Source organism: Paenibacillus lentus (genome assembly GCF_042714055.1).
In the GTDB taxonomy this organism is placed as follows: Bacteria; Bacillota; Bacilli; order Paenibacillales; family Paenibacillaceae; genus Fontibacillus; species Fontibacillus lentus_A.
The window spans coordinates 73307-95143 of record NZ_JBHGVC010000015.1; the positions used below are offsets into that span (position 1 = coordinate 73307).

The 21837-nt window shown below is 49.8% G+C and carries 16 protein-coding genes; 11 read left to right on the forward strand and 5 right to left on the reverse strand.

Annotated elements, in window-relative coordinates; all coding sequences use genetic code 11:
• Positions 1-63: 63 nt before the first annotated feature.
• The 7 genes from ACE3MQ_RS23890 to ACE3MQ_RS23920 all read left to right on the forward strand — a co-directional run bounded on the left by ACE3MQ_RS23890 (position 64) and on the right by ACE3MQ_RS23920 (position 9117).
• The gene (locus ACE3MQ_RS23890; protein WP_379397488.1) at positions 64-1365 is read left to right on the forward strand and encodes a pyrimidine-nucleoside phosphorylase; all 1302 of its coding nucleotides are present in this window, start codon (positions 64-66) and stop codon (positions 1363-1365) included.
• Between the two features lie 180 nt (positions 1366-1545).
• Positions 1546-2877, forward strand: a complete 1332-nt coding sequence (locus tag ACE3MQ_RS23895) for an extracellular solute-binding protein (protein ID WP_379397557.1) — start codon at positions 1546-1548, stop codon at positions 2875-2877.
• 144 nt (positions 2878-3021) lie between these two features.
• On the forward strand, positions 3022-3912 hold the full coding sequence (locus ACE3MQ_RS23900) for a carbohydrate ABC transporter permease (protein WP_379397490.1): 891 nt from the start codon (positions 3022-3024) through the stop codon (positions 3910-3912).
• A gap of 15 nt (positions 3913-3927) precedes the next feature.
• The gene (locus ACE3MQ_RS23905) at positions 3928-4809 is read left to right on the forward strand and encodes a carbohydrate ABC transporter permease (RefSeq protein WP_379397492.1); all 882 of its coding nucleotides are present in this window, start codon (positions 3928-3930) and stop codon (positions 4807-4809) included.
• A gap of 66 nt (positions 4810-4875) precedes the next feature.
• Positions 4876-6693 (forward strand): sensor histidine kinase, encoded by a 1818-nt coding sequence (locus tag ACE3MQ_RS23910; protein WP_379397494.1) that lies wholly within the window; start codon positions 4876-4878, stop codon positions 6691-6693.
• A complete protein-coding gene (locus ACE3MQ_RS23915) occupies positions 6671-7858 on the forward strand; it encodes a response regulator (protein ID WP_379397498.1) in 1188 nt (395 codons plus the stop codon). The genes ACE3MQ_RS23910 and ACE3MQ_RS23915 overlap by 23 nt, the downstream gene beginning before the upstream one ends.
• 338 nt (positions 7859-8196) lie before the next feature.
• Positions 8197-9117 (forward strand): SDR family oxidoreductase, encoded by a 921-nt coding sequence (locus ACE3MQ_RS23920; RefSeq protein WP_379397559.1) that lies wholly within the window; start codon positions 8197-8199, stop codon positions 9115-9117.
• Positions 9118-9260: 143 nt separating this feature from the next.
• Here ACE3MQ_RS23920 and ACE3MQ_RS23925 read toward each other — a convergent pair whose 3' ends face one another.
• Both ACE3MQ_RS23925 and ACE3MQ_RS23930 read right to left on the reverse strand, forming a co-directional pair.
• Positions 9261-10235, reverse strand: a complete 975-nt coding sequence (locus tag ACE3MQ_RS23925) for a hypothetical protein (protein WP_379397500.1) — start codon at positions 10233-10235, stop codon at positions 9261-9263.
• A 186-nt stretch (positions 10236-10421) separates the two neighbouring features.
• Entirely contained in the window at positions 10422-10847 is a 426-nt protein-coding gene (locus ACE3MQ_RS23930) for a DUF2500 domain-containing protein (RefSeq protein ID WP_379397502.1), read from the reverse strand.
• Between the two features lie 494 nt (positions 10848-11341).
• Between ACE3MQ_RS23930 and hflX the strand changes: the two genes are divergently transcribed.
• Complete coding sequence (gene hflX, locus ACE3MQ_RS23935; protein WP_379397504.1) at positions 11342-12613, forward strand: GTPase HflX; 1272 nt, start codon at positions 11342-11344, stop codon at positions 12611-12613.
• 86 nt (positions 12614-12699) lie between these two features.
• Here the strand turns inward: hflX and ACE3MQ_RS23940 are convergent, their stop codons facing one another.
• Both ACE3MQ_RS23940 and ACE3MQ_RS23945 read right to left on the reverse strand, forming a co-directional pair.
• Positions 12700-14280 (reverse strand): sensor histidine kinase, encoded by a 1581-nt coding sequence (locus ACE3MQ_RS23940; protein ID WP_379397506.1) that lies wholly within the window; start codon positions 14278-14280, stop codon positions 12700-12702.
• Positions 14277-14960: a response regulator transcription factor gene (locus ACE3MQ_RS23945; RefSeq protein ID WP_379397508.1), complete on the reverse strand. Its 684-nt coding sequence runs from the start codon at positions 14958-14960 to the stop codon at positions 14277-14279. The genes ACE3MQ_RS23940 and ACE3MQ_RS23945 overlap by 4 nt, the downstream gene beginning before the upstream one ends.
• Before the next feature lie 232 nt (positions 14961-15192).
• On the opposite strand from ACE3MQ_RS23945, the gene ACE3MQ_RS23950 reads away from it, so the two are divergent.
• Complete coding sequence (locus tag ACE3MQ_RS23950) at positions 15193-16125, forward strand: manganese-dependent inorganic pyrophosphatase (RefSeq protein WP_379397510.1); 933 nt, start codon at positions 15193-15195, stop codon at positions 16123-16125.
• A gap of 211 nt (positions 16126-16336) precedes the next feature.
• Here the strand turns inward: ACE3MQ_RS23950 and ACE3MQ_RS23955 are convergent, their stop codons facing one another.
• Positions 16337-17596: an MFS transporter gene (locus tag ACE3MQ_RS23955; protein ID WP_379397512.1), complete on the reverse strand. Its 1260-nt coding sequence runs from the start codon at positions 17594-17596 to the stop codon at positions 16337-16339.
• A 194-nt stretch (positions 17597-17790) separates the two neighbouring features.
• Between ACE3MQ_RS23955 and ACE3MQ_RS23960 the strand changes: the two genes are divergently transcribed.
• Positions 17791-20121, forward strand: coding sequence for a PAS domain-containing hybrid sensor histidine kinase/response regulator (locus ACE3MQ_RS23960; RefSeq protein WP_379397514.1), 2331 nt, complete (start codon positions 17791-17793; stop codon positions 20119-20121).
• Positions 20122-20385: 264 nt separating this feature from the next.
• Entirely contained in the window at positions 20386-21828 is a 1443-nt protein-coding gene (locus ACE3MQ_RS23965) for a SulP family inorganic anion transporter (RefSeq protein ID WP_379397561.1), read from the forward strand.
• Positions 21829-21837: the final 9 nt, after the last annotated feature.

Here is a 21837-nt window from a genome sequence, read left to right on the forward strand (position 1 = left end):
GCGACAGTATCATAACAATATTTCGTATTCGCGGCTTAGTATTCATAGTGAGGAGAATCAGCGATGAGAATGGTGGACTTGATTGAGAAAAAACGCGACGGGCAAGAGCTTACTACCGAGGAAATTAATTTCATCATTGAAGGCTACACGCGGGATGAGATTCCCGACTATCAGGTGAGCGCTTTGGCTATGGCGGTATTTTTCAAGGATATGAGCGAGCGGGAGCGGGCCGATCTAACGATGGCGATGGTTAACTCCGGGGATACGATCGACCTGTCGGCGATTGAAGGAGTGAAGGTCGACAAGCACTCCACCGGAGGTGTCGGCGACACGACGACGCTTGTATTGGCTCCGCTCGTCGCTGCGCTGGACATTCCCGTAGCCAAGATGTCGGGGCGGGGGCTTGGGCATACGGGCGGCACGATCGATAAGCTGGAGGCCATCGCCGGCTTCCATGTCGAGATCGGCAAGGAGGAGTTCGTGAAGCTCGTCAACGAGCATAAAATCGCGGTCGTCGGCCAGAGCGGCAATCTGACGCCGGCTGACAAGAAGCTTTACGCACTGCGCGATGTGACCGCTACGGTCGATTCAATCCCGCTTATCGCCAGCTCCATCATGAGCAAGAAAATTGCCGCCGGCTCGGATGCGATCGTTCTGGATGTGAAGACGGGAGCCGGGGCATTTATGAAGACTGTGGAGGATGCTAGGGAGCTGGCTCATGCCATGGTTAGCATTGGCAACAATGTTGGCCGCAGGACGATGGCAGTCATCTCCGACATGAGCCAGCCGCTTGGCGCGGCCATCGGCAACGCCCTGGAGGTTCGAGAGGCGATTGACACCCTCCGCGGGAACGGGCCGCAGGACTTGGAGGAGCTGTGCCTGGCCCTTGGCCGCCAGATGGTGTTCCTGGCAGGCAAAGCCTCTTCCCTGGAGGAAGCGGAAGAGAAGCTGAGAGAGGTCATCCGCAGCGGAAAAGCGCTGGCGAAATTCAAGGAATTCATCGCGAATCAGGGCGGCGACGCCTCCATTGTCGATGATCCGGACAAGCTGCCTACGGCTGCTTATCGGATTGAAGTGCCGGCGAAGAGCGATGGCGTCGTTGCCTCCATTGTGGCCGATGAAATCGGCACTGCGGCGATGCTGCTCGGCGCGGGACGAGCTACGAAGGATTCGGAAATCGATCTTGCGGTCGGCCTGATGCTAAACAAGAAAATTGGCAACAAGGTGGCGGCAGGGGAATCCCTGGTGACGATTCACGCCAACCGGGAAAATGTCGATGAAGTCATCGAGAAAATTTATGCGAATATCACGATTTCCGAGCAGGCGACAGCTCCTACGCTCATTCACGGTTTTGTAACCGAGTAGGCTGCAGGCCAGCTCGGCCAATCATCGAAATCTGCCTTCCCAGAACGGGGGCAGATTTTTTGTTTTTCGGCATAATTCCGAAAAAATCAAACCTCTTTCCTAAATATCACACCTCCACAAAGGAAGGGTTCCCACTCATAATTAGGATAGAAACGACAAGGGGGGAATAAAGTGGCAAAGATGTCCAAAGTATTAAGTCTCGCGCTGGCAGCAACGCTGGTCTTTAGCCTGACAGCCTGCGGAGGCGGCGCGAAAGAAACTCAAGGAAATACTGGCAGCACAGAAAACGGTGGTACAGAAGTAAAGGCTACGAATAAGAAAGTCACGATTACGTTCCAGAACATTTTCCCGGATCCGACCGATCCTAAGCATCAGATTATGAATAAGCTCGTTGATCAATACGAAGCGGAAAACCCTAACATCAAGATAGAGCTCGATTCTCTCAATACGGATCAACAGAAATTGAAGCTGAAGACGCAAGCGGCTTCCAAAGAGGTTCCCGACATTACCGTGGTCAACCCGGCGGCGCAAATGAAACCGTTTGTGGAAGCTAACCTGTTCGCTCCACTGAACGATATGCTAGAAGTGAATGGCTTGAAGGATACATTCCAGGAGGGCTTGCTCGACTGGTACAGCTTTGACGGCAGCATTTATGCGCTGCCTGATGGGAATAACATCGGGGTGGTCTACTACAATAAGGAGCTGTTTGAACAAGCGGACGTTGAGGTTCCTGGGACATTCGAAGAAATGCTGGAGGCTGTGAAAGCGCTTAAATCAAAAGGAATTACCCCGCTTGCCATCGGCGAGAAGGATACGTGGACGGGATCCTTCCTGTTTATGAACATGCTGCTGCGCACGAACGGGCCGGGTTTCCTAAACGATGTCCTGGAGAATAAGAAGACCTTCGAGGATCCAGCATTTATCGAAGCTGTCGACGCATTCCAGAGTTTGGTGGCGGCTGGCGCCTTTCAGGAGGGAGCGACCTCCTTTGATTATAATGCCGGGGAGAATTTGTTCAAGACAGGCAAGTCGGCGATGTACTATATGGGATCATGGGCCACTGGCGGTATTGAAACCTCTTCCGTGGATGGAAAAGTAGGCGTGTTCAAGTTCCCGACGATCAACGGCAAAGGCGACCCGAACGAATTTATGCTGGCACCGGGCAGCGCGTTTGCAATCTCGGCCGACAGCAAGCATTTGCAAGAAACAAAGGATTTCCTGAACTACTTCATGCTGAACTTCCCGAAGGAAACGTTTGAAGCGAAAGGCGCTGTCGGGATCGGCCAGATTGTAGAAGGAGACTTCAAGGCGGCAGGCTACTCCGATATGGCGATGGAAGTGCTTGGTCTGTTCAAGGAGGTCAAAGGCGGCGATCTGGCGTTCGACAACACGATGAATCCGGGAACGGCGCAAGCTCACTTAAGCAGCATTCAAAACCTGTTCGTGCAGAAAAAAGATTCCGCCGAGGTGGCCAAAGAGCATCAAACGGCGTATGAGGCTAACAATAATTAACTACATGAAATCGTCGAAGCAGTTCATATCTTGACCAACTAAATATTTCAGCGTTGGGCGTTGCACGAAGGGGACACTTGCTGTTCCCTTCGTCATCTACCCTGCTGCCAAATCATGCTTGCCAAAAAAAGGAGGGGATGCAGCGTGAATGTTCTTAAGGTCTCCCGCCTTACGATTGCTCTGTTTGTACTGCCTTGCTTGCTCATTTATTGCGGAATGGTGTTCATCCCGATCCTCGTCTCGCTATATAGCGGATTGCTGGATTGGAATGGAATCGGCGAGGCTACGTTTGTCGGGCTGGCAAATTTCAAAAATCTCTTTTTTAACGACCCGGTATTTTGGCCGTCCGTACGTAGGACGTTGATGTTTGCCGTGTTCTCCATGGTCGAAATCCCGATAGCCTTGCTCGTAGCCATCCTGCTGCGCAGATATATTAAACGGCCGAATTTTCTAGTATCCAGCTATTTTCTGCCGGTCATTTTGTCCGTAGTTATCGTGGGACAGTTGTGGAAAACCATCTACAATCCTGCCTCCATGGGCGGTATGCTGAATCAGGTTTTGATCGCTGCCGGCTTGGAATCTTGGACGAAGCCCTGGCTAACTGATCCGGCTGTCGCCATGTACGCCCTTTATTTTGTCGCCTTATGGCAGTACCTGGGCTATCACACCTTGATTCAGTTTACCGGTATTTCCAACATTCCCAACGAGCTTTATGAGGCGGCCCGGATCGATGGCGCTGAGGGATTCAAGGCCGATCGGCACATCACATTTCCGCTGATTATCCCGATTTTTAAAATATCCATCGTGCTCGCATTCATCGGATCGCTTCAGGCATTCGATATGGTGATGGTCATGACGGCCGGAGGGCCGGCTCATGCGACTGATGTGATTTCTACCCACATGTACAACATGTCGTTCTTGTCGATGAAATATGGGTATGGCAGCTCTATTGCTGCGTTTCTTGTCGTCGTCTGCCTAACCGCGACGCTGATCATCAACCTCATTTTCAATTCATTAGAGAAACGGTTCTCGTAAAGGAGGAAAATCGAGATGAATACACCAGGCGCTATGGCCGTTCGGAATGAAACCGCCGTACCGAGGCGCAAACGATTTTCTGTTACGAAAGGAATCGTTATCGTATTCTTGTCGCTGCTCGTTGTGACGCAAGTGTACCCGCTGCTTTGGCTGCTGCTGTATTCCTTCAAGACGAATGAGGAAATACTGTCCGGGAGCTTCTTCGCTCTACCGGAGTCACCGCAATGGATTAATTTCATTTCTGCCCTGGCTGGAGGAAGATATTTACGCTATTTATGGAACAGCTTTTTTGTCACCTCGATTACGATGATCAGTGTTATTGTCTTAAGCTCGCTCGCCGCATTTGCCATCAGCCGCTTTCGCTGGAAGTATGGTCAGGCGGTCATGCTTGTCTTTCTGGTCGGGATGATGATTCCGATGCAGGCGACGTTACTGCCATTAATGCTGATATTCAAAAATATGCAAATCCTGAATACGCATTTATCGATCATTCTTCCATATATCGCGTTCTCCACGCCGATTTCCGTATTTATTCTTAATGGCTTCATGAAGACGATCCCGTATGAGATCGAGGAGTCGGCGATTATGGATGGGGCTAGCGTATTTCGCGTATACCGCAATATTTTATTGCCTATTTCTGTTCCGCCAATCATGACTGTATGTATCCTGACGTTTATCAACATCTGGAATGAATATATTTTGGCAGCCACATTCATTTCTTCGGAATCGCTGAAGACGCTGCCGTTTGGCGTAAACAGCTTTGTCAGCCAGTATTCGGTGAACTACGGGGCGATCGGGGCGTTTCTTGTGCTCGGTGCGCTGCCGGTCATCGTGATCTATTTTATGCTGGCGGATAAAATTACCCAGGGGATGGTAGCTGGTGCTGTGAAGGGCTAATTTTGAAGAACGGTTACTGTGATAAACTGGAATAAATTATGAAGCGAATGAAGGGAGACTACATCATTGGCTCGAGGATTCCGCTCTATCCATAGCCGTCTTTTTCTGCTTTTCTTAACCTGTATGACCGGGATACTCATTTTGGTCAGCTTCCTGTATTATTCGCGTGCGTTAGAGATTATTCATTCAAAGATCAGCGACATTGCCGAGAAAAACATTTCCCAGACCGCCGGTTTATTCGATCTTATGCTTGAGGGCTATAACAGTGTCACCAAATCACTGAACAGCAACTACGAATTGACGCGCCTGCTTCAAGAGACGACCAGCAATCCGGCCATATCCGTCATTAATGAGCGCTCCATCACGAACATTATTGGGGCAGCCTTCTATTCCCGTAAAGAGATTGTGGGCATCCATATCATTACGAACGGCGGCAAAGTATACAGCTACGAGAAACAGTTCGCCGGGGTCATCGATATCAACTACGTTCAGACCGAATGGTACAGTAAATTAAAGGCATCCACGGGCAATATGGTTTGGCTGGGGCTGTATTCCGGTTCCCCTATAAATACGATGCAGCAGGATACGGTGTTCGTCTTTGGGCGGCAGCTTTATGATTTGACGGACTACAAATCCATCGGCGTTATTGTAATCGAGACCGACCCCACCCCGATTACCGAAGCATTGTCGAATGTCAGCATAAGCCCTGGCACGCGGGTGTTTATTACGGGGATGGACGATCAGCTCATTGCGAGCAAAGGCCAGCAGGGGGCGAGATGGCCGGTGTTTTCCCAGCTGCCCAAGCCTTCCCCGGATAAGGCGATTATTGTGGACGATACCTCCAATCAGTTAATTGTAGCCGCCAACACCTCGCTTGCTGATTGGACGATATATGGTATTACGCCAAAAAGCGACTTTAGCGCAGAAATAAACCAGACTCGGCTTTACGTGGTCATTGTGGTGCTCACCCTGATCATCGTCTCAACGATGCTGGCTTCTATCGTTTCCAAGACGATTGCCTCTCCGTTGAAGCTATTGATCCGGGAGATGAAAAAAATGGAGCTAGGCAATTTCAGCGGCTCTGTGAATGTAAACTCGTTCGAGGAAATCAACAGTCTGGTCTCCTCCTTCAACCGGATGGTTCATCGCATGGACGAGCTGATTGAGCGGATCAAACTTTCCTCCGTCAGCGAGAAGAATGCCCAGCTACAGGCGCTTCAGTCCCAAGTGAACCCGCACTTTTTATACAATACGCTAGACATGATTTACTGGATGCTTGACGAGAAGGGCAATGAGAGACTGAGCTGCGTCATTCTGTCCTTGTCGCAAATGTTTCGTTACAGCAGCGATTGGGAGGAAGCTTCTCAGACCACGTTCCGGCAGGAGCTTGAGCAGATTCGCCACTACTTAACGATTATCGAAAGCCGCCTCAATGATCGCGTGCAGACGGAAATCGACGTGGAGGAGCGCTGGCTTGATGTTGTTTTGCCGAAAATGACCATCCAGCCAATCATCGAGAATGCGGTGAAATACGGTTTGGAACCGCTGGGCAGTCCGTGCAAGCTGCTGGTTTATGCGGTACGGCAGAATCATCAGCTGCATATCAAAGTCGCTGATTATGGGATGGGCATGGATGAAGAGACGCTGAACCAGATTCAGGCAACACTGCAGCAACTGCCGAGTCTTGTGCTTGAACCGGTGAGCCGGCCGCGGCGGGGAATCGGGCTGCACAATGTGCATGCCAGAGTCAGCATGATGTTCGGCGAAAGCTATGGAGTACGCGTTGAGAGCCGGCTCGGAGAAGGGACGACAGTCACCATCGTTGTTCCGCTGCCGATACCGTTACAAGGAGGGCGTGGGGATGAAAATTCTAATTGTGGATGACGAATCGGTCATCCGGGAAGGGATCATGCGCACGATTCAGAGAGCTTATCCACAGTATGATATTTATCTGGCTGCTAATCCGGAAGAGGCTATACAACTGTTGCGCAGCTGTCCGATCGAGGTCGTATTAACTGATATTTTGATGCCGGGCATGACCGGCCTGGAACTGATGCAGCTGTCTAAACGCGGTTATCCCCATGTGAAGTGGGTTATTATTTCGGCCTATTCCGAATTCAACTACGCTAAAGAAGCGATTAAGCTCGGAGCGATTGATTATCTGCTCAAGCCGATCGGCAAGGAACTGCTGCTGGACATGATCGATAAGCTGAAGGAGCTCATGGATCAAGAAGCGGAGAAGGCTCGGGAATCGAAGATGCTGCGGTCAAATCTGAATTTTTTGCGAGAGGCCGTATTTCAGCGCTGGGCATCCGGTCTGGACATTGGAGGGATGGATATGACTTCCGTGATCGCTAATCATCCACGATTTCAATTGATTATGGTCAAGATGGAAAGTGACAGGGCCGTTCATTTGGAGCATTTTATCATCGATAACGTTCTAACAGAATTAACGACGCAGTATGGACGGGGATTTGTTGCCACTTATGATGCCAAAAGCCTGCTCGGCCTAATTACGGTCGATGATGAGAAGTCGATGGAACGCATGCTGGAAGAGCTTCGTACTTATTTGAAGCAATATATCAGAGTACCTTTTCAAATTATGCACAGCGATGTACTGCATGATTTCAATGCGGTGCCTGTGGAAGTGCAGAGAATGCACCAGGATTCGGTAAACCATGAATTCGAGTATTACGCGACCGGCGGGAATGAAATTATCGAGGTAGCGATTCAATACATTCGGGCTTACTACAACACTGATTTGTCGTTAGAGAAAGTAGCCTCGATCGTCTATTTGAACCCTGTCTATTTCAGTCAGGTATTTAAACAGAAGACGGGTTACGGCTTCAAAGAATACGTCATCCATTTGCGCATGGAGCAGGCGAAGCAGTTGCTGCTGAACCCGCAGCTTAAGCTGGCGGACATCTCCGAGCGGATCGGATATCAGGATGTAAAGCATTTTACCCAGGTCTTCCGCAGAAAATATAACGCCACACCGACCGAGTATCGGCAAGGGCACCGTGTCGACGAACGTAAAGCGTGTCCATGAATTTCATGGTTACGGGTCTCGGTCCGGTGCAATGGAGAATCGCTCGCTCTGCCTCCATTCTTAGAGTCGAAGCGCGAGCAGATTGAGGCTCCTTTGAAGCCGTTGGATTCCGTGCAATAATAGCGAGGCAGTAATCAAAATAGCTCGCATCCGATTCTAGGAACGATCCTTTGGGCAGGGAACTTCTGCCGAAGAAGGATCGTTTTTTATGTCTAGGATTTGATTATGATATAAGACAAAGGATGTCATATATCGTGAGGTAAGCTAAAGAGGAAATGTATAAGCTTATCAAACATCAAATCTGGAGGTATCGAATGACAATGACGAACAAAATGACGATGGAAACCGAGAGATTATCGACCTTAACTGCCCTGGTAAAGCGCAATTCCTTGGAAGGCAAGGTTGCCGTCGTAGCTGGCTCGACCCGAGGGGCAGGCCGGGCGATTGCGGTCACGCTCGGGGCAGCCGGGGCCACTGTATATTGCACAGGGCGAAGCGTTCGTGGCAATCCTTCGGATCTGCAGCGTTCCGAGACGATTGAGGATACCGCCGAGCTTGTAACAGCTTGCGGCGGGAAAGGAATCCCTGTTCGGACAGATCATACATCAGAAGCAGAGGTAAAGGCTTTATTCGAGCAGGTGAGTAGGGAGCAGCACGGTCGATTGGACATTCTCGTGAATAATCTGTGGGGCGGTGAGCATTTAACCGAATGGGGCACCCCCTTCTGGGAATCCTCACTTTCGAAGGGGCTGCTTATGCAGGAGCGGGCAGTCAAAGGACATTTGATTACTAGCTATTACGGAGCGCCGCTTATGGTTGCAAGGGAATCAGGATTGATTATTGAAGTGACGGACGGGGTGAGCTACAACTATCGCGGCAATTTGTATTACAGCCTGGCCAAAATATCCCCGATTCACTTAGCCGATGCCATGAACGAAGAGCTGCGTCCGTATCAGGTAACCGCTTTAGCGGTCACGCCGGGGTTTCTGCGATCGGAGCAAATGCTGGAGCACTTCGGCGTGGAGGAGAGCAATTGGCGGGACGCAATCGTTAAAGAACCTCATTACGCCGAATCGGAAACGCCATATTTGCTGGGGCAAGGAATCGCCGCGCTCGCTGCCGATCCCCAGATCGCGACCAAAGCGGGCCAGGTATGGTCAAGCTGGAGCTTGTCCGATGAGTATGGCTATCGCGATATCGACGGCCGCAGGCCACATTGGGGGAATTATGCTAAAAGTCAGGGGCTGCCGATAAATTAACCTTCGTACGCCTGTGTCTGAAATTATCTTCCCAAATCCTCATTAGTCTCATCGGTGACTAGACCCCATAGCTTAATGAGGAAGATGAAGACCGTTCCCTTCTCTAGGAGAGGACGGTCTTCTTGAATAATGTTCCCTGTAGGCTAAGAGAAGCGCCGCTGCAACCGATCTTCAATTTGCGACAATATGACCTGTTCGAAACGGTAAGCTCCAAACGGTTTGTACCAGCGATCCAGCAGGATTTGAGCTTGAGATAAATGCTTGGAGGCATCCTCCTTTTTCCCCTGTACAGACAGCATGGCGGCCCAAGCTTTGTGGTAGCTGTAGGGTTCGTTGTTGGGCAAATTCATTACAATTGCCTCAGCCTCCTGACGGGATTGATCGCCATGTGGAGAGTGCAAGAAAAGATGTCCGGCATATAAGCTGTCAATCATGATGCGGTTTAATGGGATGACAGCAGGAGAAGGGGAGGTTACGCTGACTGGCTGGATATACTTCAATGCTTCTTCCGGCTGTTCTTTATCGGCAAAATGACAATAGAGAAACATTCGCAGCTCGCTTTCCTCAATGAACTGCTCCGGCGTCCGTTCCGGCAAGCTATTCAGCAACCGGACGGTTGCGGCAATAACTTCGGAATTCCACTCGGCTGGACGGAGCTCGGACAGATAATCCTTCTGCAGAATAACTCCGGCCATCAATAAATCGGCCCTTGCCGACTTTTTGCGCAGGAGTAAAAAAAGCTTTCCGTCGGAGTGGCCGACTCCATTGGATAATGGGAGAAGCGTTGCTGCCACAAGAGAAAAGCTGATCCACATTAAACATTCTGTCCATAGATGTGACGAGGGGAGCAGGCTTAGAATCAGCAGGCCGGCTAACAGATTGGCGGCGGGCCCGCCAAGAGCCATCCAGCTCCACTTGCGCGCCATTTCATCCAGATTTCCAGAGCAGGCCGAAAAGCGCATCGTTCCGCCAAATCGCTCCCAACGGTTGTTGGGGCGGAAGCGGATAGAACCTCCGCTAAAGGTCATTCGGAATGGGCCCACGATCATCTCTTCGGGCTTCAGCCCTGCCCAGGCCCCTACCAGCAGGTGTCCCGACTCATGCACGAGGATGGCCAACAGGAACGTCGAGAAAATAAGGGCTACAAAAGGTAAGCAGCCTTCCAGTGGGTGGAAGCAATAGGGCTGTAAGAACGCAAAGCAGGGTTACTGCAAGAAGAATCGGCAGCGGCCTCAGCAGCCTTTTCATATTCATGGAAATACCAGCCTTCTTATTTATTTGCGATAGCCAGGGATATCACTACCTTAATAAGCTCTCTCCTGGCTTCTCTCTACGCTTCGCTCAAATGCAACGATCCACTCCCCCTGGACGAGGGCATATCCGGTATCTCCTTCGACTACCAGGCCGAACAGGTTCTTAACGTCAAGAAATTCCCTGCGTTCCCCATTGTCGAATTGCAGAGTAATGTAATAATGGGTTCGCGACGTGGAGGAATGCATATGATCACTCGCATGATGGCTGGAATGATGCTCTACGTACATCCTTTTGGATACGATAGTGGCAAATACGGATTCTTGGGGAGAGCGTTTGTTCCTGGCATATTTTACTCCGTTCGAGATAAATGCAGCGATGATAATTCCTAATACAATAATGAAGATGATGGGAAAAAGAGTGAACATTAAATTAAAAAAGCCTCCTCCTCCCATAGGTGAGAAACCAAAATCAGACATATGGCCAGCCTCCTTCACAATATAAACGCAATTGGAATGCAATTGGTTTCGTACAATGTTTTACTATTCCGAAATCATGAAACTTAGACTTATGAACGTTAGACCCGATAACAGCTTGCTAGCCGCATTGTGTGGTATTGAAAATTATGTTAATATGATATTACTTTTGAAAAAGAACGGAGGGTTCCCTGTGATTTACATTAGATCCCGTTTTACCACTTTGCGCGGCTAATTGAATAGTGCTCAAAGGCTCTGCCCTGTGCAGGGCAAACGGGAGAGGTGTCTATCATAAAGGGGATCTTTATAATAGAATATGCCGACTTTGTTGACGTCGCTTACGGATAGCGCTATTTGCCGTAGGCTCGATGTCGCTTATGGTTCTTGTTTGCAATGACACAGGGGGACGCCTGTGTCTTTATTTTTCCTTTAACTTTTGATCACGAAGCAAATCAAGATGGAATTCGGCATCGAATGTCGGAGGAGGTTATGTTTATATGAAACAATTGCAACAGAAGGCGATACTGGTTGGAGTCAACTTGAATCATCAGGAGGATTTCGATTACTCCATGGAAGAGCTGGCTAATTTGACGGAGGCCTGCCATATTGAGGTCGTCGGTACGTTAACGCAAAATTTGCCGAAGGTAAATAAATCCCATTACATTGGGACAGGCAAAATTGGCGAAGTCTGCGGGCTGATCGAAGGGCAGGAGGCGAATCTCGTTATTTTCAACGACGAGCTGTCCCCGTCGCAAATTCGCAATCTGGAGGCGGATCTGGAGTGCAAGGTCATCGATCGTACGGTGCTCATCCTCGATATTTTTGCGCAGCGGGCCAAGACGAGGGAGGCTCAGCTCCAGGTCGAAGTCGCTCATATGAAATACATGCTGCCTCGCCTTGTCGGGATGAGGGAATCCCTTGGCCGTCAGAGCGGCGGCGTAGGCACGAAGAACCGGGGTGCGGGGGAGACGCGCCTGGAGCTGGATCGTCGGCGGATTGAAGAGAAGATTACGGTGCTGAGCAAAGAGCTGGAAGTGCTCGTAGCCCATCGCCAGACTCAGCGCAAACAGCGCAAGAAGAAGGATCTGCCCGTCGTATCTCTGGTAGGATACACTAACGCCGGCAAATCGACGATCATGAACGCCCTGATGGAACGGTATAATCCGGCGCCGGAGAAGCTTGTTTTTGAGAAGGATATGCTGTTCGCTACGCTGGAGACCTCGGTGCGGAACATTCCGCTGCCGGATAACAAAGCTTTTCTGCTTACCGATACGGTAGGCTTCGTCAGCAAGCTTCCGCATCATCTGGTTAAGGCGTTCCGCTCCACCCTAGAGGAGGTGGCGGAGGCTGACTTGCTTATTCATGTCGTCGATTACAGCAACCCGGAGTATGAACGGCTTATCCAAATTACCAATGAAACCTTGAAGGAAATCGGCATTACGGATATCCCGACGTTATATGCATATAACAAGAGCGATCTAACCGATCATCCTGTACCCGATGTTCAGGGGGAGCAGCTATATATCGCCGCCAAGCCGCGAATCGGGATCGAGGAATTGGTGCAGCGGATCAGAGAAGCGATTTTTAAGGATTACATCCATTGCGAGATGCTTATTCCGTATGATCAAGGCGCGCTCGTATCCCATTTCAATGAGAATGCGAATATTAAGGCTACCAGCTACGAGGCTGAAGGAACTAAGCTGACAATGGAGTGTAAGCTAAGCGATTACAACAAATTCAAGCAGTATGTTATTGAGGCAGACAGCTAAAAACGTTAAAGCCCGGGTAGAGCTCTTTATCAAGTGCTCTGCCCGGGCTTTCTGTCATTATATGAGAAAAAATAGGCGCTACATAGCTACATATCCCGCTGCGGTGTATTCAGCGGTAAATTCACCTGAAAGGTCGTACCTTCTCCAGGCGGACTGGAGACCTGAATATCACCGCCGTGCGCTTCCACGATCGATTGAGTGATGGAGAGGCCGAGCCCCGCTCCGCCATGGCTTCGCGTACGCGAGGCATCGCTGCGATAAAAGCGCTCGAACACATGCGGGAGGTGCTCTGGCGGGATGCCGCAGCCGTTATCGCGAATGGACAGCTTGGCCTCGCCCCGCGAAGCGGTTAGCGTCACGGTAATCAGCCCCCGCTCGGGATCGGTATGCTGCACGGCATTGCTGAACAGGTTCAGGATAACCTGTTTGATGGCGTTGTCGTCAAACATCCCCCGGATTCCATCGGTCAGGATGAAGCGAACAGTCCTCTGCTTCGCAAGCATTCGTAAATGAGGCTCCATTTCCGAGATAAGTGAATTTAGCCGCGTTTCCCGCAGCTCTAGCACAGGCTGGCGATCCAATTTAGCAAGCAGCAGTAAATCCTCGACCAGCTTCTTCATGCGCGTGGACTCGCCAAGCATGCTTTTCAGGGAGGTCTGCAATTGCTCCGGATTTGCCGCCGCCCCGCGCAGAAGCACTTCCAAAAATCCGTGGATGGAAGTCAGAGGTGTACGCAGCTCATGCGAGGCATCGGCGATAAAGCGGCGCATTTGCTCCTTTGCTTCCCGTTCTCCTTCAAAGGAGATTTCAAGCCGCTCAAGCATTCCGTTGAACGATTGGGCGAGCGCATCGATTTCCGACTGTCCCTGTCTGGAAGGGAAGCGGATGCCCAGATTGCCTGCATTAATATCCTCCACGGTACGCACCATGCGGTTCAACGGATGCAGCGTTTGGCGCAGCAAAGGCAGATAAAGCATCAGGCCGCATGCCAGGGCGAGCGCAGACAAGGTAGCGAAGGTAAGGAGCTGGCGCAGGACGATGCTCTGCAGCGGCGCGGTGTCTTTGCCGATCTGAATGAGCCCGTATTGGGCGCCAGGCCCTCCGGCAGGGCGAAATACGATGAGCTGCTCCCTGCCGGTCTCGTCCTCAACCACCTCATAGTTGCCGTGCATCCTCTGCTCAAATTCCGCTTGGAGGGCGGCGTATTTGTCCGAAGATAGTTGAGGGGACACCATTCCTGTTGCCTTCGTCCAGTCGGTGAACACGCCGCTCTCCGAAATATAGGCAATCGACATATCCGGCAGGAATACAAACGGCCCGCGATCCGGGTTGCTCGGATTGTCCGGATGATCTAAGGAACCGTTAGAACTGGGGGCAGGATCCGGGGAGGGGGCGTCTCCGCTTAAACCCGGCACGCGAATATTCCAGCGTTCAGGGACAAAACCGGGGATACCGAAAAGGTCCTTTGGGAGCCCGCGCATTTGGGAGCTCATCGTCTCTGCCTGATTCCGGTACAGGAAATCCTTCATAATTACGTATTGAAGCGCACCGATCAGGAGAAGCAGTACGGCCAGTACGAGTAGAGAACGCGACAATAACTGGATTCGGAGAGAGCGGGGGGCTGCGCCCCTCCGAATAAGGCTTCGTATCCGCTTTAGCCTGCTCATATATCGACCCGGTACCCCGCTCCGCGCAGTGTTCGAATGAGGCGATGCTCCTTATCGTGCAATTTATCGCGCAGCGACCGGATGTACACCTCAACAATGTTCTCTTCACCGCCAAAGTCATAGCCCCATACTTTATCCAGAATAGTCGTTTTACTCAGCACGATGCCATGATTGATCACCAGATATTTAAGAAGCTCATACTCTGTGGGAGAGAGCTCCAGTACTTGCTCGTGATAACTAATTTCCTTCTTCTTGTCGTTTAGACGAAAAGGCCCCAAGGCCACTTCCCCCAGAAGTGCCGGGAATTGATTGCGCAGGCGAGCGCCGATCCGGGCCAGCAGCTCCTCGAAGCTGAACGGCTTTACGACATAATCGTCTGCGCCTATCGTCAGTCCCTTGACCCGGTCTTCCACTTCATCCTTTGCGGTCAGCATAATGATGGAGGTATGCATGCCGTTTTTTTTCAACAGTCGGCAGACCTCCCACCCATCCATGCCCGGCATCATGACATCAAGGACGATGATATGCGGCTGAAATTCCGCGGCTAGATTGATGGCGCTAAGTCCGTCATGTGCGCTCCGCACCTCGTACCCTTCGTTGAGGAGCCCAAGCTCGAGGAACTGAACGATATGGGGCTCGTCGTCGATGAGTAAAATTTTGATTCCTTTTAAATGACTCATAGGTCGAAGCCTCCTCTGGTAACGACTGACGATTAGTTCTTTCTATTATAGGAGGGATTACTGAATGTACGCTGAAAATAATCTGAGCTGCGCCTTAATTCGATCATGCTTGATTTGCAGAAATAATGACATTCGATGTAAAATATTTGAATCTAGGACTCTATCATCTTGATTGTCCAAGGCCTTGTAGGATATACTTTTCTAAGTTAATGAGTAAAAGGAGAGTATTGAGATGGACAAAGTATTGATTTTCGGTCACAAAAATCCGGATACGGATACGATTTGCTCCGCCATCGCCTATGCGGATCTGAAATCCAAGCTGGGATGGAATGTAGAGCCGGTCGCCCTCGGGAGCGTGAATGGGGAGACAGGGTTCGCTTTGGATCGTTTCGGTTTCAAGGCTCCTCGTATCGTTGAGAGCGTAGCGGGCGAAGTGAAGGACGTCATTCTCGTTGACCACAATGAACGCCAGCAAAGCGTTTCGGATATCGATCAGGTTCGGGTCGTCGAGGTGATTGACCACCACCGTATCGCTAACTTCGAAACAAGCGGGCCGCTTTATTACCGTGCGGAGCCTGTTGGCTGTACAGCAACGATTTTGAACAAAATGTATAAAGAAAATGGGATCGCCGTTCCGGCGAATATTGCAGGCTTGATGTTGTCGGCTATTATTTCCGATTCCTTGCTGTTCAAATCCCCGACTTGCACCGAGCAGGACGTTGCGGCTGCTCGCGAGCTGGCCGACATCGCTGGCGTGAATGCGGATGAATATGGCTTGGACATGCTTAAAGCAGGCGCCGATCTAAGCGACAAGTCGATTGAAGACCTTATCTCCCTCGATGCGAAGGAATTTGAAATGGGCAGCTCCAAGGTGGAAATCGCCCAGGTCAATGCCGTTGATGTGAATGATGTATTGTCTCGTCAGGCGGATTTGGAGACTGCGCTGGCAGGCATCGTGGAGAAGAAGGGACTCGATCTGTTCCTGTTTGTTGTGACGGATATTCTGAACAATGATTCCGTGGGTCTTGCAGTTGGCAAGGAAGCTGCCGCAGTCGAGGAAGCTTACGGCGTGAAGCTCGTTGACAGCAAAGCTGTGCTGAAAGGCGTAGTATCCCGGAAATCGCAAATCGTACCGGTATTGACGGACATTTTCAATAAGCGTTAATTGAATTAGCCGATTCCACGCTGGGTGCTGAATAGCCAGCGCAAAGAGTCCGGAGGCAGACAAGCTGCTTCCGGACTCTTTTTAATCATGCATAGATTCTGAATCACTAGGAACATAAAGTACACTATCCGCCCCAGATCAAATTTTCGTTGAGTCACCCTTCAGAGAGCGGTTTAAATTAATAGAATGTGGGTGTATAGAGCTGGTTTAATTAAGAACAAGCTTCAGCATCTGTACTCATTGCGATTGGAGCAGGCTTATGCTTAAAGATCGGTATAAGAATCAGAGCGCCCATCAGCATGACGATTCCCGATACGGTATAGATTTCAACGAGTGGAAACGTCTTCTTGAGCGGGCCGGCCAGAGACATCATGATGACCATCATCCCCGTAAACATCGGGCTGAGCACACCGTTAACCCGGCCGACGTAGGACTGCTCGGTATTCTGAAGAATCATTGTATTTATGCCGATCTGAATGCATGGGAAGGTGAGGCCGTTGATGAACTGCAGGATTAGGGTCAGAGGAATGCTGGTCGATAAGCCCATGCCGACAATACATACGGCACTGACCGTTATTCCGAAGGCAAGCAGCAGCTGCGGGGCGAATTTCTTCGTCAGCATCATAATGACGATGCCCCCTATAAACATAGCAACACCGTTGACCATCATCAGGAATTGCAGGAATTCTTTGGGCTGACCCAATCTTTCGGTAACGATAAATAATCCGAGGGTCTGAATCGTTCCGACCGCAAATCCTGCAATGGCAAAGGTTGCGCCCAGCACTTTAAGTACTTTGCTGCGCCATACGTAACGAAATCCATCGGCCAGCTCCTGGCGGATATTTGTCGTACGCACCTGCTTGTGCTCCGGCTTCTCGTCAGGCGGCAGCCGGAACATGACGAGGGCAGAGAGCAGGAAGGCCACGCCCATAACGGCGATTGAATTATATATTCCGAATTGATGGTAAGCAAAGATGCCCAGCACGGGACCGGCGACCATGAAGATCGCAACCAGCGATTGGAACAAAGCCATGCCTTGCTGCAATTGATCCGGATGAACGTGCTGCTTGAACAGCTTCATCACGGATGGCTGAGAAAACTGCGATAATATGGCGGATACAAAGGTAGCCAGATAGACGGCCTCCCAGGAGCCGTACATCAGCGTCAGCAGGACGCCGAATACGGAAAGCGCGGACAGAAAGTCACACCAAATAATCGTACGCTTCGGCAGCCATCTGTCGGCAAATGCCCCGCCGATAAAGGAAAACACGAAAATCGGAGCAAACTCGACGACGTATATTAATGATATTGCCAGCGGATCTTGATTCGTTTGATCTGTTACAAACATTAGAATGGCAAAATTTCTGACCCAAATTCCAATTTGCAGAAGGACATTTGAGATGAGAATGGTCTGGTATAACCGATTGCGAAAAAGACTTCCGGGTTTTGAAGCTTGCCCCGTTGTTGACAAAATAATCACCTCAAACTATATGGTTTCTCTTTCCAGGGCAAAAAAAGCCCCTTAGCAACAATAATGCATTTTAGCCTTCTTGAAAAGAGAAAATTCTACTATAATTATTTCCTGTAGCAGCTGATCTGTATTCATATTCAATCGTGAATTCAATTGATGAATGATATGACATCCTATTGGACGGAGGCAGAAATATGAACATCAGAGGAGATGGACAGCAGTCTATTCGCGAGAATCAGAAAGAGATTTCAAACAGGGATGAATGCGGCTACGGTGCAGGGGAAATCCAGTCTAATTTCAGGTCGGATCAGTTTTACAGACAGATCGTTGAATACGTGGGAGATATTGTTTTTTGCTGCAGCGAAGAAGGGATTTGCGAGTTTATATCACCATCCGTCGGATCTGCCCTCGGATATGCTCCAGAGGAAGTGTTAGGCCGGCATTACAATGAGCTGTGTCATCCTGAGGATCAGAATCTCCCGACCATGCGGGGGATTATTCGTAGTGGGGGGAAAATAGAGCTGCGCCTTAAGCATAAGGATGGGAAGTACGTCTGGTTTGAGTTTAAGATTAACCAAATCCGCGAAGGACTGGAGCAGCCGATCATTCTTGCAGTAGGGCGTGACATTTCGAAATGGAAGTATGAGCGGGCGATTCTGTCGGAAACGATGCGTACCGCGTTAATCGGCAGTTGGGAATGGGACGTGGCTAACGATCAGATCGTCCTGTTTGATTACGTATACGAGATGTTCAATATCGAGAAGGATTCCGCAGTGACTTCCTCCAAGCTTGTCGCTTTGATGCAGGGTACGGAGCGGGGACGTTTTATAGATGCGGTTCAGCAGGCACTGAAGAGCGGAAAGCTCGATTTTGAATTTCAATATAGATATGACGACGGCAGCTTAGGCTATTACTGTTTAAAAGGAATCGTATCCTATGATGACCAGAAAAAGGCCGTCAAGATGAACGGAACCGTACAGGATATTACGGAACGTAAAAACATTGAACGCAAAATACAGGAAACCGTTGAGCGTTATACCTCGCTGAAGAAGTACAATCATGACGCCGTATTCTCCCTTGACCTGGAGGGGAAAATTATAAACGCCAACGTCATGGCCGTGAAGATGACCGGCTATGCGATTGAAGAATTGGCTGGCAGGAGCTTCTCGCATTTTATCGGTGAGAAATATGTAAAGCGCATCCTGAAAGACGCGATTAACGATCCAAGCATTGAGAAGCTGATTGATAAGCTTCAGAATAAGCAAGGCGAGACGGTAGAGGTGCTAACGACAATAGCGCCGATTATTATCAACAACGAGAACGTGGGCTTTTATATTATTGCCAAAGATATTACCGAGCAAAAAAGGCTGCTCATCGCCAAGGAAGCGGCGGAAAGCACGAACAAGGCCAAGAGCGAATTCCTGGCCATGATGAGCCATGAAATACGTACGCCGATGAATGGGGTCATCGGAATGACGGACTTATTGCTGGAGACCACGGAGCTGGATAGTACCCAGAGGGAATACCTGGATATTATTCGCAAAAGCGGCGATACCCTGCTGAGCATTATTAATGACATTCTCGATTTTGCTAAAATCGAATCCGGCAAGACCGTACTGCATAAGGAATTATTCGATATCCGCAAGTGCATTGCCGAGACGTTGGACGTTCTTACGCCAAGGGCCAACGAGAAAAGATTAAAGATGGAGTACAACGTCCATCCTGACATTCCGGAAGCATTGATCGGCGATCCCGATCGCTTGAAGCAGGTATTTCTCAATTTGGTCGGGAATGCAGTTAAATTTACTTTTAACGGCGGGGTATCTATATCGGTTGATCCCCTTGAGAAGCAAGCGGAATACGTCAGATTGAAAATCGTAGTCAAGGATACCGGCATTGGCATACCTCAAGATAAAATTTCTCATCTATTCGAGCCGTTCTCCCAGCTCGATCATTTCATGACTCGAAATTACGAGGGCACAGGCTTGGGACTGGCCATTACCAAGCGGCTGATCGGGCTGATGGATGGGGACATCTGGGTCGAGCCAACGGAAGGGCAGGGCGCTACCTTTGCTTTCCATATTGCTTTAAAGGAGCCAAAGAAGGAGCCTGCTTCCGGTAAAGGAGAGGGAGCCTGTACAGACAGAACACATGCTCCATCGCTAAAAGTGCTCGTGGCTGAGGATAATGAAATTAACCAGATCGTGTTGAAAAAAATGCTGGAGCGGCTTGGACACCAAATCACGATCGTCTCGAACGGCATTGAAGTCATTCAAAAAGTCGCTTATGAACCGTTTGATCTTATTTTCATGGATGTTCACATGCCTGAACTGAACGGATTCGATGCAACCCGGGTTATTAAGGAGACCGTACCTGCAAATAAATGGCCGGTCATCGTCGCGGTTACCGCTAACGCATTGAAGGGCGACAGGGAGAACTGCCTGAACGCCGGAATGGACGATTATATCAGTAAGCCGATAAAGAGCATGGCCATCGCAGAAATTATAGCTAAGTATTTTGGATGACGTGAACACAGCCAAAGGATACAGCATTATGCAGCGCCCTGTATGAATCACATACAGGGTGCTTTTTCTGTGGTAAGGAAGATAAGGACAGCAAACTACTCTAAAAGGCAGCAATAAAAAGGATACACAATATGTTACCGCTTACATGGGGGAATATTCACTTGTGATACATCGTTGAAATTTTATATAATCGAGTTCGTGAGCGTTGCACCGGACCATCTAGATAAACAGGGAGGATTACATCAATTGTTTAAAACAGTAAATATGAGAACAGCATGGTTCTCGAATACTCGGAGCGACCTGCTGTCTGGCCTGACGGTAGCCTTTGCTTTAATTCCTGAAGCGATCGCTTTCTCACTGCTGGCCGGGGTCAGCCCGATGGTGGGTCTGTATGCTTCTTTCTTCATCGCTGTTGTGATTGCTTTTGCGGGAGGCCGGCCAGGGATGATCTCTGCGGCTACGGGGGCGATGGCGCTGTTGATGGGAGGACTTGTTCGCGATTACGGAATTGAGTACCTGTTCGCAGCTACGATACTCGCAGGCATCATTCAAATTATTCTCGGTGTGCTGAGACTCGGCAAACTAATCAGCTTTCTGCCGCATTCCGTTATGGTCGGATTTGTGAATGCATTGGCGATTCTGATCTTCATGGCTCAACTTACGTATTTCACGGGCGAGGGTTGGATGATGTACGCTCTGGTTGCTTTGACTCTCGTTATCATTTATGTATTTCCACGGATTACGAAGGCATTTCCTTCGGCTTTGGCCGCCATTATTATTGTATCAGTCATTACTGTGGTTCTCGGCTTGGATGTCAAAACGGTTGGGGATATGGGAACGATTACGAGTGCGCTGCCGACATTCCATCTTCCAGAGGTGGCTCTGTCCTGGGAAATGCTCAAGGTTATTTTTCCGGTTTCTTTATCACTAGCTGTTGTTGGGCTGCTTGAGTCACTGATGACGGCGACGTTAATTGATGAAATTACGGATACGCCCAGCGATAAGAATCGGGAGATGAAAGGACAGGGGCTAGCGAACATCGTCACAGGTTTTTTCGGGGGAATGGCAGGCTGTGCCATGATTGGCCAGTCGATGATCAACGTAAAATCCGGAGGAAGAACCCGCTTATCTACTTTGGTATCGGGCGTTGGTTTATTATTTCTCATCATTGTCCTTGGCGATGTCGTTAAGGCAATTCCTATGGCGGCTTTAGTCGGCGTTATGTTCATGGTATGCATAGGCACTTTCGATTGGAGCTATCTAAGATCCATGCGTCGAAAAATTCCGTTTTCGGATGGCTTCGTGATGGTTATTACCGTTGCGGCCGTTGTAGCCACGAATAACCTTTCGATCGGCGTCGGCATTGGCGTTCTGCTCAGCACCCTTATTTTTGCCTGGAGGATGGCCAAGATCCGCATTACTGCGGAAGAGCAGGAGGCTATCAAAAAATATACGGTGAAAGGTCAAATGTTCTTCGGTACCGTCACCGGCTTCTTGAATGAGTTTGACCCGACGAACGATCCCGATCAAATTATGATCGATTTCACGAAATCCCACGTATGGGATCATTCGGCCGTTCAGGCGATCTCCAAGGTGATTGCCAAGTATCGGGAGCAGGACAAAGAAGTACAGCTTGTAGGGCTCAATCAGGAAAGCTCGGAGCTTGTTCATCGGGTCGGAGTGGCCATAACGGGCGAACAGGCTTAACGGCTAAGC

Bases quoted from the DNA above. Each gene is read 5' to 3' on its own strand.
- ACE3MQ_RS23890 (WP_379397488.1), top strand. From the start codon at position 64: ATGAGAATGGTGGACTTGATTGAGAAAAAACGCGACGGGCAAGAGCTT.
- ACE3MQ_RS23895 (WP_379397557.1), top strand. From the start codon at position 1,546: ATGTCCAAAGTATTAAGTCTCGCGCTGGCAGCAACGCTGGTCTTTAGC.
- ACE3MQ_RS23905 (WP_379397492.1), top strand. From the start codon at position 3,928: ATGAATACACCAGGCGCTATGGCCGTTCGGAATGAAACCGCCGTACCG.
- ACE3MQ_RS23915 (WP_379397498.1), top strand. From the start codon at position 6,671: ATGAAAATTCTAATTGTGGATGACGAATCGGTCATCCGGGAAGGGATC.
- ACE3MQ_RS23920 (WP_379397559.1), top strand. From the start codon at position 8,197: ATGGAAACCGAGAGATTATCGACCTTAACTGCCCTGGTAAAGCGCAAT.
- ACE3MQ_RS23930 (WP_379397502.1), bottom strand. From the start codon at position 10,847: ATGTCTGATTTTGGTTTCTCACCTATGGGAGGAGGAGGCTTTTTTAAT.
- hflX (WP_379397504.1), top strand. From the start codon at position 11,342: ATGAAACAATTGCAACAGAAGGCGATACTGGTTGGAGTCAACTTGAAT.
- ACE3MQ_RS23940 (WP_379397506.1), bottom strand. From the start codon at position 14,280: ATGAGCAGGCTAAAGCGGATACGAAGCCTTATTCGGAGGGGCGCAGCC.
- ACE3MQ_RS23945 (WP_379397508.1), bottom strand. From the start codon at position 14,960: ATGAGTCATTTAAAAGGAATCAAAATTTTACTCATCGACGACGAGCCC.
- ACE3MQ_RS23950 (WP_379397510.1), top strand. From the start codon at position 15,193: ATGGACAAAGTATTGATTTTCGGTCACAAAAATCCGGATACGGATACG.
- ACE3MQ_RS23960 (WP_379397514.1), top strand. From the start codon at position 17,791: ATGAACATCAGAGGAGATGGACAGCAGTCTATTCGCGAGAATCAGAAA.
- ACE3MQ_RS23965 (WP_379397561.1), top strand. From the start codon at position 20,386: ATGAGAACAGCATGGTTCTCGAATACTCGGAGCGACCTGCTGTCTGGC.